Here is a 14,255-nt window from a genome sequence, read left to right on the forward strand (position 1 = left end):
GCACGGCCCGCGACCGTCCCCCGGGGCGCGGCCGAGTTCTCAGCGGCGGGGCGGTCCGGTGGTTCCGCGGACGATCAGCGTGGGCGACACCGACGAGGCCACCGAGCGCGTGCGTCCTTCGATGCGCTCGACGAGCAGGCGCGCGGCGGTCGCCCCGATCACCCGTCCGTCCTGGTCGACACTGGTGAGCGAGATGCGCTTCAGCGAGGCGATGCCGATGTTGTCGTAACCGGCGACGGACAGGTCCTCCGGCACCGACAGGCCGGCCTCGTCGGCGGCGCGCAGGACGCCGAGCGCCGCGATGTCGGCCCCGGCGAAGATCGCGGTGGGCCGGTCGGCGCGGGCGAGCAGTTCCCGCGCACCCTCGTAGCCGCCCTCCTCGGTGAAGGAGGTGGCCAGCACGTCGTCGGCCAGCCCGTGGGCGCGCATCGCCTGGCGGTAGCCTTCGGCGCGCACCATGTGCGGCAGTCCCTGGGCGCGGGCCCGCTCCAGGTGGGTGATGTGCGCGATGCGGGTGTGCCCGAGCCCGACCAGGTGGTCGACCACGAGCCGGGCCCCCATCACGTCGTCGTCGACGACCGCGTCGTGGTCCGCCGCGCCGCCGTGCCTGCCCACCACGACGACCGGGACGGCCGCCGCGATGGCGGCGAGTTCGGCGTCCGTCATGACCGGCGAGATCAGGATGAGCCCGTCCATGCTCCGGTCGATCATGGCGTCGGTCATCCTGGCCTGCGTCTTGGGCTCGATGCCGCCGGGCCCGAGCAGCACCTGGTACTCGGTGTCGCCGAGCCGGCCGGTGATGCCCTCGATGATGTCGGGGAAGAACGGGTTGCGGGTGTCGGAGAGCATCACGCCGAGGGTGTAGGTGCGTCCGCGCAGGGCCCGGGCCGCGGCGTGCGGGCGGTAGCCCAGCTCGTCGATGGCCTGCCGTACCTTGGCCTGCATCTCCGCGCTCACGCCGTACGCGCCGCGCACCACCTTCGACACGGCGGCCGTGGAGACCCCGGCCCGCCTGGCCACATCGGCGATCGTCACCCGTCCGCTCGTCACACGCCATCCTTTTGGGTTCTCGTAGAACGAACTACATACTTTGCTGACAGCAGAGGCTAGCCCGCTCCCGCTCCTCGGGTCCACCCCTTGACGGAGGTTTCGATCTTGCCGTAGAACGTTCTACACATTCTCCCCCACATGAACAGGAGCACGAGCGTGAGAGCACCAACTCGTCCGCTCGGCGCGGCGATAGGCGCCGTCCTCGCCCTGTCCCTCGCCGGCTGCGGATCCTCCGCCCCGGAGGGGACCGGTCAGGTGAAGCTGACCCTCTGGCACAACAGCGCGGATCCGGCGCCGCTGCTGGAGATGTACAAGAAGTTCGAGAAGCAGTCCGGCCACAAGATCGAGCTCGTGTCCATCCCGTCCGACGGTTTCGAGGACACCACCCAGACCAAGTGGGCCACCGGCGAGCGCCCGGACATCCTGGAGTACCACGCGACGGTGAGCGGCCTGCTGGCGCTCAACCCCGCCCAGAACCTGCGCGACCTGACCGGCGAGGCGTACATCGCCAGGTCCGGCGACCTCTACCAGGCCGCCGGGGCCGTGGGCGGCAAGGTCTACGCCGCCATCACCGGCTTCCCCCAGGTCTTCGGCCTCTACTACAACAAGAAGGTCTTCACCAAGGCCGGGCTGACCCCGCCGGCGAACTTCGCCGAGCTGGCCGCCTCCTGCCCCAAGCTCAAGGCCGCCGGCGTCACGCCGGTCTTCGAGTCGGGCGGCTCGATCTGGCCCGTGCAGATCCTGCCCATCCTCTACCTGGCCGGCGCCAACCAGGCCAACGCCTACGGCAAGGCCATCGCCGGCCACAGCAGCACGCTGGCCGACCCCGGCTCGCCCTTCGTCGCCGGCCTGACCGCCTACGCCAAGCTGAAGGCCGACGGCTGCTTCAACAAGGACATCGTCACCGCCAAGTTCGAGGACTCGATGAAGGCCCTGGTGACCGGCGAGGCCGCCATGGTCGCCCAGCACTCCGACATGCTCCCGGCCCTGCTCGCGGCCGCCGGCGGCGACCAGAAGACCGTGGACGAGTCCGTCGGCTTCGTCGGCCTGTCCAGCGACAAGCCGCTGGTGACCTACGCGCCCGGCCCGATCGGCACGTTCTACCTGCCCAAGACCGGCGACTCGGCGCGCGAGAAGGCCGCGCTCGACTTCGTGCGCTTCATGACCGGCCCCGCCTACGCCGAGTACATCGCCGCGTCCAAGACCTTCCCGGTGCTCAAGGACGTGCCCGGCCCGCAGGGCGTCTCCTCCGTGCTGCAGGACGTCAAGAAGGCCTACGACACCGGCGCCGTCATCGCCTTCAACTCCGACATCCCCGGCATGGGCGGCCTGGCCCAGCTCATGTCCGAGCTGATCGCCGGGCAGAAGGACCCGCAGAAGGCGGCGACCCAGCTCCAGGGCCAGGTCGAGCAGGCGGCCAAGGCGGCAGGGCTGCCCGGATGGTGATGCGGAACAGGGCGGCCTGGCTGCCGTGGGCGCTGCCCGCGATCGTGCTGGTCACGGTCTTCTTCGTCGCCCCGTTCCTGCTCAACGTGCGGTTCGCGTTCTCCTCCTGGACGAGCTTCCGGGCCGAGATCACCTGGAACGGGCTGGAGAACGTCCGCACGCTGATCGACCAGGACCTGCTGGCCAACGCGGTCACCGTGACCGTGCTGTACGCGATCCTGTGCATGGCGATCCAGAACACGGTCAGCCTCTCGCTGGCGCTGGCCCTCCAGCGGACCAGCCGGATCAACACCGTCTTCCGCTCGGCGTTCTTCCTGCCGACGCTCATCTCGCCGCTGGCCGCCGGGTACATCTGGCGCGGGCTGCTGGCCCCCGACGGGGCGATCAACTCCTTCCTCGGCATCGAGTGGGCCTGGCTGGGCGAACCGTCCACCGCGCTGGTGGTGGTGGCGTTCATCGACGCGTGGAAGTGGAGCGGGCTGATCACCCTCGTCTACATCGCGGGCCTCAACTCCATCCCGAAGTCGCTGCTGGAGTCGGCGACCGTGGACGGCGCCGGCCCGTGGACCCGGCTGCGGCGGGTGGTGTTCCCGATGCTCGCCCCCGCGCTGACCTTCAACGTGGCGGTCACGCTGGTGGGCGCGCTCAGCGCGTACGACGTGATCGCCGCCACCACCGGCGGCGGCCCCGGCGACCACACGCGGGCCCTGAACGTGGTGATGCGCCAGCAATGGGGACAGGGCTTCTTCGGCTCGGCCAGCGCGCTGGGGTTCACCGTGACGCTGCTGGTGATCGCGACCGCCGTGCCCCTGGTGTGGTGGCTGCGGCGCAGGGAGGTGACGGGATGAGAGCGGCGCTCAAGTACGCGGCGCTGACGGTCTTCGCGGTCCCGTGGGTGCTCGTGCCCGTCTGGCTCGTGGTCGTCAACTCCTTCAAGCCCGCGGGCGAGGCCGCTGAGCTGGGCCTCGGCCTGCCCAGGACGTGGGCGATCGCCGAGAACTACGGCATCGTGCTCGACCGGGGCGGCTACCTGACCGGGCTGCTCAACAGCCTCAAGGTGACCGTGCCGATCGTCATCGCGGTGGTGCTGCTCGGCGCGGCGGCGGCGTGGGCGTTCGGGCGCAGCCGGTCGCGGTGGCTGCAGGCGGCCTACTTCGTGATGGGGCTGTCGATCCTGCTGCCGCCGTCCATCATCCCGACCGTCTACCTGCTGCGCGCCCTGTCGCTGGACGGCGGCTCGCTCGGCTACGTGCTGACGATGACCGGCTGCCGGCTGGGCGTCGTGATCTTCCTGGCCACCGGGTTCGTCCGGGCGTTCCCGCCGGACCTGGAGCAGGCCGCCGCCATCGACGGCGCCTCCCGTCCGCAGGTGTTCGTGCGCATCCTGCTGCCGCTGCTGCGGCCGGTGCTGTTCGTCGGCAGCGTGATCCTGATCATCAACGTCTGGAACGACTTCTTCTTCGCCCTCTTCCTGCTCCAGGGCAGCGCGAACGCCACGCTGCCGCTGAGCCTGTTCCAGTTCGCCTCCGGCACCCTGCAGAGCCTGAACTGGAACCTCGTCTTCGCCCACGTCCTGCTCACCACGCTGCCCCTGGTGGCGGTGTACGCCGTCGCGCAGAAGCGCGTCCTGGCCGGCCTCACGGAAGGTGCACTGAAGGGATGACCACGCACGACATCGCGCTCGACTGGGTCAGGCGCGAGATCAAGGAGGGGCGGCTGCCGTGCGCGGTGTTCGGCACCGCGACCTCCGACGGGATCCAGGTGCTGGAGGCGTTCGGCGCCCACGACGGCCGCGGGACCAGGACCGACGACCACTTCGCGCTGTTCTCGGTGACCAAGCCGCTGATGGGCCTGCTGGCCCTGCGCCAGGTCGAGCGCGGGCTGCTGTCGCTGCGCCGCCCGCTGCGGGACGTGCTGCCGAGCTTCGCCCGGCCCGACGTCACGCTCTGGCACCTGCTGACCCACACCAGCGGCATCGCCGAGCAGACGCTGACCCCCGACGACCTGGTGGAGCACCTGCTCACCGCGCCGTCGCTGTTCGAGGCGGGCACCCTCAGCCACTACTCCAACCTGGCCTTCGCCGGGATCGCGGAGATGGTCCGCGACGTCACCGGCCGCGACGTGGCCGAGCTGGTCGACTCCGACCTGAACACGCTGGTGCCGGGCGGCGGGCGGATCACCTTCGACCCGGCGTGCGAGGCGGCCGAGGTGCACGGCCTCGAACTGCTCGGGCCCGGCTTCGACTTCGACGCGTTCGTCCGGCTCCGTCACCCGGCGGGCGCGCTGTTCTCCCGCGCCGAGGACCTGCTGGCGCTGGGCGGGGCGCTGCTGCGCGGCGACCGCGCGCTCATCCACCCGACCACCCTGGCCGCCATGACGACCCCGCAGACGACGGGCCTGGTCAAGCTGCAGCCCGACCCGGTCAACGCCGGTCAGGACTGGGGGCTCACCTGGAACCTGCGCCACTCGGCCCCCGGGCTGCTGGACCGGCGGCTGTACGGGCACGGCGGCGCCTCGGGCTGCCAGTGGTGGATGTACCCGGAGCAGGACGCGTGCTTCGTGCTGCTGATCAACGTGATGGCGCCGAGCCTGTCCGGCGTCGACGTCGACGGCCTGCACAACGCCTTCACCACCGGGCTCGATGCGTGAACCGGGACTCGGGGGTGCTCGACGTGCAGGTCTCGGGCGCGCAGACGCCCTACATCCGGCCGGCCCCGCCCGGTGCGCGGGCGGGCCTGACGTGCGGCCTGGCGGATCCGGTGGGCGTGGACGAGCCGTCGCCCCGCCTGTCGTGGGACGCCCGGACGACCACGGAGGCCACCGTGGCGCTGTCCGCGGACGGCCGCGAGGTGTGGCGGTCCGCCGTGCCCGCCGGCTCGCACGGCGTGGACGTGCCGGACGAGCTGCTGACGCCGCTGACGCCGTACACGTGGGAGGTGGAGGGGCTGGCGGCGGGCGCGTTCACCACGGGCCTGCGGGCGCGCGGCGCATGGGAGGCGCCCTGGCTGCCGGGCGATCCCGAGGCGGCGGTGAGCCTGCGCGGGACGTTCACCTGGCGTCCCGCGCCAGGACGCGCCTGGCTGGCCGCCACCGCGCTCGGCGTCTACCGGGCGCTGCTCAACGGCGCGCGGCTGGGCGAGGAGGAGCTGGCCCCCGGCTGGACCGACTACGGCCACCGCACCCGCTACCGGCTGCTGGAGCTCACCGACCTGCTGGCGCCCGGCGAGAACGAGCTGGAGCTGTGGCTGGCTCCCGGCTGGTACGCCGGTCACGTCGCCGGCGGCGGCCCGCGCCGCTACGGTGACCGGCCCGCCGTCAGCGCCCAGGTGCTGGTGCGGGACGACGACGGCCCGCGCCGCGTGTTCGCCACGGACGCCGCCTGGACCCGGCGGGACCTCGGCCGCCCGCGCGCCGACCTGGTGATGGGCGAGACCGTCCAGGCGCCCGCCGAGGGCACCGGGCCGGCCGGGACGACCGCCGCGCCGGAGATCCTGGTGGAGGCCGACCCCGCTCCCCCGGTCCGGGTGATCGGCACGGTGCCCGCCGTGTCGGTGACCGAGCCCGCGCCGGGCGTGCAGGTGGCCGACTTCGGGCGGAACGTCGTGGGGCGCGTCCGGCTGCGCGTGGACGCGCCGGGGCCCGTGCGGATCGTCGTCCGGCACGGGGAGGAGCTGACCGCGACCGGGCGGCTCTACACCGACAACCTGCGCACCGCGGGCCAGCGTGACGAGTTCGTCCTCGACGCCGGATCACACGTCGTCGAGCCCGCCTTCACCCTGCACGGGTTCCGCTACGCGGAGGTCACCGGCTGGCCGGGCGCGCTGACGCCGGACGACCTGGAGGCGGTGCTGCTGTCGTCCGCGCTCGCCGTCACCGGCTCGCTGACCGTGAGCGATCCCGCCGTGCGGCAGCTCGTCGCCAACATCGGCGCGTCGGCGGACGGCAACCTGGTGAGCGTGCCGACCGACTGCCCCCAGCGCGACGAGCGGACCGGCTGGACGGCCGACATCTCGGTGTTCGGCTCGACGCTCAGCTTCCTGCGGCACACGCAGGCGTTCCTGTCCGGCTGGGTGACGACGCTGATCGACGGGCAGCGGGCCGACGGCGCCGTCCCGCACGTCGCGCCGGTGCTGCCCGAGTACGGCTACGACTCCCCCGTCTGGTCCGACGCGCTGGTCGAGGTGCCGTGGCTGCTGTGGCGGCGCTACGGCGACGACCGTACGTTGCGCCGCGCGTACGACCCGATGCGGCGGTGGGCCGCCTACTGCCTGGCGCAGTCCGACGACGGCCTCCGGCCGGGCCGGGCGCTGGGCGACTGGCTGGCCCCCGGCACGGTGGAGACGCCCAGGAGCCTCATCGCCACTGCCGCGCTGGCCCGCAGCCTCCGTCTGATCGCGCACGCGGCCACCGTGCTCGGCGAGCCGCACGCCCCCGAGTACGACGAGGCCGCCGCCCGCGTGTCGGACGCCTTCCGGCGGGCCTTCCTCGACGGCCCGCGGCTGCGCACCGAGACGCAGACCGGGTACGCCGTCGCCCTGGCCTGGGATCTCGTCCGGCCGCAGGACCGCGCCGCGGCGGCGCGGGCGCTGGCCGACCTGGTCCGCGCCGACGGGCACCGGCTCATGACCGGCTTCGTCGGCACCCCCCTGCTGCTGCCCGTGTTGTCGGAGACCGGCCACCACGACCTGGCGTGCCGGATCTTCAACCAGGAGGGCTACCCATCGTGGCGCTACCAGCTCCGCGCCGGGGCGACGACCATGTGGGAACGCTGGGACGCCTGGCACCACCGGTACGGCCTCCAGACGCCGGCCATGAACTCCTTCAACCACTACGCCTACGGCTGCGTGGGCGACTGGCTGTTCCGGCACGTGGCCGGCCTGGGCGACGACCCGCGCGGGACGGGCGGCGGGTTCGGCGAGCTGCTGCTGCGTCCGGGGCCCGTGCCGCTGCTGCGGCAGGCGCACGCCCGCTACGCGAGCGCGTCGGGGGCCGTCGAGTCGGGCTGGCGGGCCGGGCCCGACGGGGTGCAGTTCACCTTCGCCGTCCCGCAGGGCGTGAGCGCCCGCGCGGTGCTGCCCGTACGCGGCGCCTGGGACGGGATGACCGTCAACGGCACCTTCCTCATGGGCCTCGGCGAGCAGCTGCCGACCACCAGGCTGGCCGACGGCGGCTGCGCCCTCGACCTGCCGCCGGGCCGCTGGTCGTTCACGGCCCCCGCCGCCGCCACGTCCCACCTGCTCCAGGAGTGGGACGACCTGGGCCGGTGAGCCGCGCCCGCCCGGCGCTCAGTCGGGGACGCGGCCGGGGACGCGCCCGGCGCGGCGGGACGTCAGGCGGTCGGGGGCCGGCCAGCGCACGGCGTGGGCCCAGCCCGCCCGCTCGAACCAGCGGATCAGCCGCGCGCTGGGGTCGAGCTGGCCCTTGAGCACGCCGTGCCGGGCGCAGGTGGGGTCGACGTGGTGCCAGTTGTGCCAGCCTTCGCCGAGCGTCAGCATCGCCACCCACCACACGTTGGACGACCGGTCCCTGGTGCGGAACGGGCGGTCGCCGAAGGTGTGCGCGATCGAGTTCACCGACCAGGTGACGTGGTGCACGACGGCGTAGCGGACCAGGCCGCCCCACAGCAGCCCGCTCCACGCGCCCGCCCACGACATCGACCAGAGCCCGCCGGCGGCGGCCGGAAGCGCGAACGACAGCAGCACGACCGCCGGGTAGGCGGCGTCGAAACGGCGGACGTCCGCATCGGCCAGCAGGTCGGGCACCCAGTGCCGGCGGCTGGAGCGCTGACGGGCCGTGTAGAACCAGCCGATGTGGGCGTGCAGCATGCCGCGCAGCAGGGCCGGGCCGCTGTCGCCGTAGCGCCACGGCGAGTGCGGGTCGCCCTCGCGGTCGGCGTACTTGTGGTGGCGGCGGTGCTCGGCGGCCCAGAGGGTGAGGGGGCCCTCGACGGCCATGCCGCCGGCCAGCATGAGCGCGATCCGCAGCGCCCGATTGGCCCTGAAGGCGCGGTGGGTGAACAGGCGGTGGTAGCCGATGGCGATGCCGAAGATGCTCACCAGGTACATCACGACCGCGATGGCCAGGTCGCGCGGGCCGATGCCCCAGCCCCAGGCCGCCGGCACCGCCAGGGCCAGCAGCAGCACGGGCAGGACGACCAGGACGACCAGATAGGCGGTGCGGCGGCCGGTGGTGACCGTCACCGTCTCCGCCGTGCCCGGCTGCGGCAGGGGTGACGTCACGTTACCTCCCATGAGCGGTACGGGGTCGATCAGGCTCCTTATTCAATGACCAGGCTCATGGACTGCGGCAATGTCCTGACAGTGACGGAGTAATTACCGTGAGGCGCCAAAACAATGCACTCGATTGTCATGAAGAAAGGGTGTGAAGCCTCCCTAGATTGTGATTGCGCAACGTGATCATCCCAGTGCGCTCCGATATCAGGCGGAAGGTCCACGAATGGGTGCTGTCGATCAGGCGACCACGGGCGGCTATCTGGACAGGTACGACCAGGCGCTGGCCAAAGACCCGATATCGGCGTTCGGCCTGGTCCGGGAGTGGATGCGGACCGACTGGCGGAGCCTGTTCGCCGAGCTGCGCGAGCGGCGTCCGGTCTTCGTCACCCCCGCCTTCACGGTGGTGACCCGCTTCGCCGACGTGACCGAGGTGCTCGCCCACGAGCAGGTCTTCTCCGTACGCGCCTTCGCTCCCCGCCTCGACGCCGCGCTGGGCGCCCCGTTCATGCTGGGCCGGGACGCCACGCCGATGAACTGGCGGGAGAAGGGCCTGATGCAGCTCATGCTCGCCCCGGAGGACGCGGCCGGCGTGCGCGAGCTGACCGGCCGCCTGGCCGACGAGCTGCTCGACGCCGCCGGGCCGGGCGGGCGGCTGGAGGCGGTCGAGGGGCTGTTCCGCCCGGTCGCCCTCGGCGTGTGCGCGCGGTATCTCGGCGTCCCCGGCCCCGACCCGCGGACGCTGGGCCGCTGGACGCGGGCCGTCGTCGCCGACGGCTTCGCCAACTTCCTGGGCGACCCGCAGCTCCGGGCGGCGTCCGTCAAGGCGGGCGCCGAGCTGGTCGGGTACCTGCGTGACCTGCTCGCCGAGCACCGGGCCACGCTGCGGGCCGGCCGGGAGCTGCCCGACGACGTCTTCGCCCGGCTGGTCCGCACGTCCCCGCCCGGCGTCCCCGACGACCGCATCGTGATCAACATGGCCGGGCTGCCGCTGGGCTTCGTGGAGAGCGCGCCGGGGGCCATGGCCGAGGCGGTCGAGCAGCTCCTGCTGCGCCCGCGGGTGCTGGCCGAGGCGACGGCCGTCGCCGGCGATCCCGAGCGGTTCGACCCGTACGTCTGGGAGGCGCTGCGGTTCAGCCCGTTCTTCAAGCTGCTTCCCCGGCTGTGCGAGCGCGACCACGTGCTGGCCGCCGGCACGCCGCGCAGCACGGTGATCCCGGCGGGCACGTTCGTGCTCGCGGCGCCGGCCTCGGCCATGTTCGACGCGGACGTGGTGCCGGAGCCCGATGAGTTCCGCCTCGACCGTCCCCCGCACCATCGGCTGTTCTTCGGCTCGGGCCATCACGCCTGCCTCGGCGTGCACGTGGCCGCGGTGGTGATCGCCGAGACCGTGCGCCGGCTGCTGCTGCGTCCCGGCGTACGGCTGCTGCCGCCGCCGGAGGGACGGGTGGAGCGGTCACTCGGCATCTTCCCCGACGCCTTCGCGCTCGGGCTCGGCGCCGGCGTGCGGGAAGGCTGACGATGGCGGTGAGCCGAGCACGCAGCATCGCCACGGACGGCCTGTCCAACCGGCTCAGGTTCCTGGCCCTGACCCACGGCCGGCCCCTCTGGGACCTGCTGCAGAGCAGCCGCCCGGTGCGGCGCCGGATCAACGCCTCGCTGATCGACCACGCGATCCGCGAGATGCCGCCGCGCCCCGAGCCGCTGAGCACCATGGCCGGCTACACCTCGTGGGCCTCGCTGACCGACCGCACCTACAGCGGCAGGCACCTGCCTCCGGTCGCCGTCCCCGAGGGGCGGCTGCCCACGCCCGAGAGAGCCGCCGACCTGTTCGCCCGCGGCGAGTCCATGATCCCGTGCCCGCGCTCCACGGTGCTCTTCGCGTACTTCGCCCAGTGGTTCACCGACGGCTTCCTGCGCGGCGACGTCAACCTCCCGCGCGACCCGCGCAAGAACAGCTCCAACCACCACATCGACCTCAACCAGGTGTACGGCCTCGACGAGGCGGCCACAGCCGCGCTGCGCGCCTTCGACGGCGGGCTGCTCAAGAGCCAGTCGGTCGGCGGCGGCGAGTTCCCGCCCTACCTGTGCGAGAACGGCAAGATCAAGCCGGAGTTCGCCCCGCTGCGCGTCATCCGCTTCGACCAGCTCTCCGACGCACAGCGCGACACGCTGTTCGCCACCGGCAGCGACCGGGGCAACGGCCAGATCGGCTTCACCATGCTCACGGTGCTGTTCCTGCGCGAGCACAACAGGGTGGCGCGGCTGCTGGCCAGGGAGAATCCCCGCTGGGACGACGAACGGCTGTTCCAGACCGCCCGCAACATCCTCATCGTGCTGCTGATCAAGCTGGTCGTCGAGGAGTACATCAACCACATCACCCCCTACCACTTCCGGTTCGCCCTCGACCCGTGGCTGTCCAAGCGGCTCGACCGCGCGGCCTGGCACCGGCAGAACTGGGCCTCCGTCGAGTTCAACCTCGTCTACCGCTGGCACAGCCTGGTCCCGTCCCGGCTGTCGGTGGCCGGGCGGGAGCTGCCGATGGCCGAGACCTTCTTCGCCGGCTCGCTGATCCCCGGCCCCGGCCTCGGGCGGCTGTTCGAGGACGCCTCCCGCCAGCGCGCCGGCCGCATCGGCCTGTTCAACACCGACCCGGTGCTGCGCGAGATCGACGTGGCCAGCCTCGCCGACTCCCGGGTGCTGGGCCTGGCCCCGTACAACCGCTATCGCGAGCACTGCCGTTTCCCCCGGGTGCGCGCCTTCGAGCAGATCACCGGCGACCGGCGGGTCAGCGGCGCGCTGCGCGACCTCTACCGCGACGTCGACGACGTCGACCTGTACGTCGGGCTGTTCGCCGAGGAGCCCGGCTCCCCCGACGCGATCCTGCCGCCACTGCTCACCAAGATCATCGCCATCGACGCCTTCTCCCAGGCGCTCACCAACCCGCTGCTGGCGCCGCGGATCTTCAACGCCGCCACGTTCTCCCCCCAGGGCCTGCGGATCATCGCGGCCACGCGCACGCTGTCGGACGTGCTGCGCCGCAACACGCCCGAGGACCCGGCCCCCCGCTTCGTCAGCATGTCCCGGCGGGCCCGGCCATGACCGGCGACGACGATCCGGCCGCCGGGCACCTGCGCGTCCTGGCCCGGGAGCTGGTGGACGTCGCGGTCACGATCCACGGCGCGGCGTCGCACGCCACGGCCGCGCTGACCGACGACGCGCTGCTGCGAGCCGTGCCGCGCGCCCCCTCGGCGGCCGCACCCGCCTACCGCGCGCTGCTGCGGGCCGCGACGAACGGCCGCGGCCTCGGCTGGTCCTTCGCCGGGGGCCGGCCGGCCACCGCGGCCGCCAAGGCCGGCGCCATGCTGGGGGCCGAGAGCCTGGCCGTGCGGGTGCTGGCCACGTCGTTGCGGCTGCGGGTGGCGGCGGTGGCGCTCGCCCATCCCGAGCTGACCGGGGATCCCATGCTCGTCCGGCTCATCGAGGCGGCCGCCGCCGACCGCGACGTGGAGGCCGTGCGGGCATTGCGCGCCCTGCTCAAGGACCGTGGCGCGGTGCGCGCGCTCAGCCAGCTCGCGCCGGTCTTCGGCGAGGTCCTGGCGCTGCGCGCGTTGCTGGACGAGAACCCGCTCAACGACGCCGCCGCCTGGCTCATCGCCACGGGGACGGGCTTCGCCACCGCCGATCCACTCCTCGGACTGAGCAACAGGGCGATCGCCGTCCTCGACGTCGGGGAGGGCGCCGCGCGCCGGGTCGAGCTGAGCGCGGCCGAGTCGGCCCGGCTGTGCGCGCGCGGGTCGCTGCTCGGCTTCCTGTCCAACATCAGCACGATCGGCACCACCGGGCGGGCCCTGCTCCAGAGCGTCGAGGGGCCGGACGGCGTGATCCGCCACGTCCTGCACGCGCCCGGCATGCGCCTCGGGCGTCCCGACGGCGAGTCGCCCCAGGACCTGCTCGGCGCGTTCAGCAGCGCCGTCCTGGCCGCCAGCCCCTACAGCCGCGCCCTGGCACGGGCCGTCGCCGACTACGGGTTGCCGCCGGGCGCCGAACTGGCGCTCGTCGGGCACAGCGCGGGCGGGGCGGCGATCATGAACCTGGCCCAGGACCCCGCCTTCTGCGCCCGGCACACGGTCACGCACGCCGTCGCCGTCGGCTCGCCCGTCGACTTCAAACGCCCCACCGACCCGCGCACCTGGGTCGCCAGCGTCACCAACCAGCACGACATCATCCCCACCCTCGACGGGCAGGGCGCCGGCACCTGCTTCGACCTGCACCCCGACTGGTACGTGGTGGACTACAGCGATTCCACCCACATGTTCCCGCAGTGCCACAGCGTCGAGCGCTACCTCGCCAACCTCACCGACGACCTGCCCGAGGCCCGCGACGTCATCGAGCGGCGGCTCGCCCCGTACCGGGGGCGGGTCGTGCGCTCCCAGGCGTACCTGCTGTTCGACCGTCCGCCCGGTCCGGAGCGGTCGCCCTTGCGGGCCGTGCCGGTCGACGGGTCCGAGGGGGGCGTCGAGCTGCCGATCAGGTGCCGCGACGGCGAGGCGCTCACGGCCTGCTTCGCCGTCAGCCCGGCGGCGGTGGCCGGGCTGCTGGAGGGCACGGGGCTCGGTCCCGTCGTACGGGTGGCGGGGCGGGCGCTGGTCGTCGTGCACGCCGCCCGGAACCGGCACACCGGCGTGGGCGACTACGCGGAGTTGCAGGTCGGCGTCGTGGTGCCGGGGCCGTTCCGGTCGCCATGGTGGGGGTCCCGTCTTCGCGACCTGCTGCGGGGCGCGGACGTGCGCCGCTGCGGCGCCTTCCTCGTCGGCTCGGCGGCCGACAGCGCGGCCGTCCAGGCCCTGGGCGCGCGGTTGTGGGGCGGCGAGACGTACCTGACGGCTCTGGAGCTGCGGCTCGGCCCGCGGTCCGCGCATCTCGCCGCCGACCGGATCCTGACCCTGCGTGGCCGGCTCGGTCCCGGCCTGCCGCTGAACGATCCCGGCCTGGTCGGCTACGCCCGCGAGGCCGGCGCGGTGCTGCGGTCCTGCGTCCGCGCCCGCGGGCGGGCCCGGCTGCACGCGGCGCCGTCACTGCGGCTGGCCGTCGAGCCGGGATCGGCCCACCCGCTGGCCGGCCGGCTGCGCGAGCTGGGCCTCGACGGCGCCCGCCCGCTGCTGTGCCTGTCGGCCACCACCCGCCGGACGCTCCGGGACGCCGCCGTCCCGCTGCCGACGGCCTGACGGAGGAGCCATGCCCGCCCGGATCGCCGCGATCGTCGCGCACGCCGAAGTCCTGCGCGCGGACGCCCGCGCCCTGGCCGCCTGCGCCGAGCGGCTGCGTGCCGTCGAGGCAGGCCTGAAGGCGGGCGACGGGACGCCTGCCTGGTTGCGCGCGGCGGTGGCCGCCCATCTGGCGGCGTGCGTGACCGCCGCCGCCGACCTGGAGGCGTCCGCCCGCCACCTGCTCCGCTACGCGGACAAGGCGGGCGCCGAGCAGACCGGGCGCCGGCGGCCCGGTCGCGACGAGCCCGGCCGGTAGCGG

At 73.5% G+C, this 14,255-nt stretch carries 11 protein-coding genes; 9 read left to right on the top strand and 2 right to left on the bottom strand.

The genetic code is table 11. The features are described from left to right. Positions 1 to 39 precede the first annotated feature (39 nt). Positions 40 to 1,050 (bottom strand): LacI family DNA-binding transcriptional regulator, encoded by a 1,011-nt coding sequence (locus AB0J76_RS27455; RefSeq protein ID WP_352326873.1) that lies wholly within the window; start codon positions 1,048 to 1,050, stop codon positions 40 to 42. Positions 1,051 to 1,206: 156 nt separating this feature from the next. Here AB0J76_RS27455 and AB0J76_RS27460 point away from each other — a divergent pair, with 156 nt between their 5' ends. From AB0J76_RS27460 to AB0J76_RS27480, 5 genes are read left to right on the top strand one after another with little or no spacing between them, the layout of a single operon-like run. Beyond that, the gene (locus tag AB0J76_RS27460) at positions 1,207 to 2,496 is read left to right on the top strand and encodes an ABC transporter substrate-binding protein (protein ID WP_352326872.1); all 1,290 of its coding nucleotides are present in this window, start codon (positions 1,207 to 1,209) and stop codon (positions 2,494 to 2,496) included. Next, complete coding sequence (locus AB0J76_RS27465) at positions 2,490 to 3,344, top strand: sugar ABC transporter permease (protein ID WP_364390819.1); 855 nt, start codon at positions 2,490 to 2,492, stop codon at positions 3,342 to 3,344. Before AB0J76_RS27460 ends, AB0J76_RS27465 begins: the two co-directional genes overlap by 7 nt. Then, positions 3,341 to 4,159 carry a carbohydrate ABC transporter permease gene (locus AB0J76_RS27470; RefSeq protein ID WP_352327686.1) on the top strand — a complete coding sequence of 273 codons (819 nt, stop codon included), beginning with the start codon at positions 3,341 to 3,343 and terminating at the stop codon, positions 4,157 to 4,159. Before AB0J76_RS27465 ends, AB0J76_RS27470 begins: the two co-directional genes overlap by 4 nt. Then, the gene (locus tag AB0J76_RS27475) at positions 4,156 to 5,145 is read left to right on the top strand and encodes a serine hydrolase domain-containing protein (RefSeq protein ID WP_352327687.1); all 990 of its coding nucleotides are present in this window, start codon (positions 4,156 to 4,158) and stop codon (positions 5,143 to 5,145) included. The genes AB0J76_RS27470 and AB0J76_RS27475 overlap by 4 nt, the downstream gene beginning before the upstream one ends. Then, on the top strand, positions 5,142 to 7,763 hold the full coding sequence (locus AB0J76_RS27480; RefSeq protein WP_352327688.1) for a family 78 glycoside hydrolase catalytic domain: 2,622 nt from the start codon (positions 5,142 to 5,144) through the stop codon (positions 7,761 to 7,763). Before AB0J76_RS27475 ends, AB0J76_RS27480 begins: the two co-directional genes overlap by 4 nt. A gap of 18 nt (positions 7,764 to 7,781) precedes the next feature. On the opposite strand, the gene AB0J76_RS27485 is transcribed toward AB0J76_RS27480, so the two are convergent. Beyond that, positions 7,782 to 8,735, bottom strand: coding sequence for an acyl-CoA desaturase (locus AB0J76_RS27485; RefSeq protein ID WP_352327689.1), 954 nt, complete (start codon positions 8,733 to 8,735; stop codon positions 7,782 to 7,784). A 217-nt stretch (positions 8,736 to 8,952) separates the two neighbouring features. Between AB0J76_RS27485 and AB0J76_RS27490 the strand changes: the two genes are divergently transcribed. Genes AB0J76_RS27490 through AB0J76_RS27505 form a run of 4 tightly spaced genes read left to right on the top strand, consistent with a single transcriptional unit; the run spans position 8,953 to position 14,252 of the window. After that, positions 8,953 to 10,245 carry a cytochrome P450 gene (locus AB0J76_RS27490; RefSeq protein WP_352327690.1) on the top strand — a complete coding sequence of 431 codons (1,293 nt, stop codon included), beginning with the start codon at positions 8,953 to 8,955 and terminating at the stop codon, positions 10,243 to 10,245. A gap of 2 nt (positions 10,246 to 10,247) precedes the next feature. After that, positions 10,248 to 11,828, top strand: a complete 1,581-nt coding sequence (locus tag AB0J76_RS27495; RefSeq protein WP_352327691.1) for a peroxidase family protein — start codon at positions 10,248 to 10,250, stop codon at positions 11,826 to 11,828. Further along, the gene (locus AB0J76_RS27500; RefSeq protein ID WP_352327692.1) at positions 11,825 to 13,954 is read left to right on the top strand and encodes a hypothetical protein; all 2,130 of its coding nucleotides are present in this window, start codon (positions 11,825 to 11,827) and stop codon (positions 13,952 to 13,954) included. Before AB0J76_RS27495 ends, AB0J76_RS27500 begins: the two co-directional genes overlap by 4 nt. Before the next feature lie 10 nt (positions 13,955 to 13,964). Beyond that, positions 13,965 to 14,252: a hypothetical protein gene (locus tag AB0J76_RS27505; protein WP_364390826.1), complete on the top strand. Its 288-nt coding sequence runs from the start codon at positions 13,965 to 13,967 to the stop codon at positions 14,250 to 14,252. Positions 14,253 to 14,255: the final 3 nt, after the last annotated feature.

This window comes from Nonomuraea sp. NPDC049624, assembly GCF_040675255.1.
In the GTDB taxonomy this organism is placed as follows: domain Bacteria; phylum Actinomycetota; class Actinomycetes; order Streptosporangiales; family Streptosporangiaceae; genus Nonomuraea.

Bases quoted from the DNA above. Each gene is read 5' to 3' on its own strand.
- AB0J76_RS27505 (WP_364390826.1), top strand. From the start codon at position 13,965: ATGCCCGCCCGGATCGCCGCGATCGTCGCGCACGCCGAAGTCCTGCGC.
- AB0J76_RS27495 (WP_352327691.1), top strand. From the start codon at position 10,248: ATGGCGGTGAGCCGAGCACGCAGCATCGCCACGGACGGCCTGTCCAAC.
- AB0J76_RS27490 (WP_352327690.1), top strand. From the start codon at position 8,953: ATGGGTGCTGTCGATCAGGCGACCACGGGCGGCTATCTGGACAGGTAC.
- AB0J76_RS27465 (WP_364390819.1), top strand. From the start codon at position 2,490: ATGGTGATGCGGAACAGGGCGGCCTGGCTGCCGTGGGCGCTGCCCGCG.
- AB0J76_RS27470 (WP_352327686.1), top strand. From the start codon at position 3,341: ATGAGAGCGGCGCTCAAGTACGCGGCGCTGACGGTCTTCGCGGTCCCG.
- AB0J76_RS27475 (WP_352327687.1), top strand. From the start codon at position 4,156: ATGACCACGCACGACATCGCGCTCGACTGGGTCAGGCGCGAGATCAAG.
- AB0J76_RS27500 (WP_352327692.1), top strand. From the start codon at position 11,825: ATGACCGGCGACGACGATCCGGCCGCCGGGCACCTGCGCGTCCTGGCC.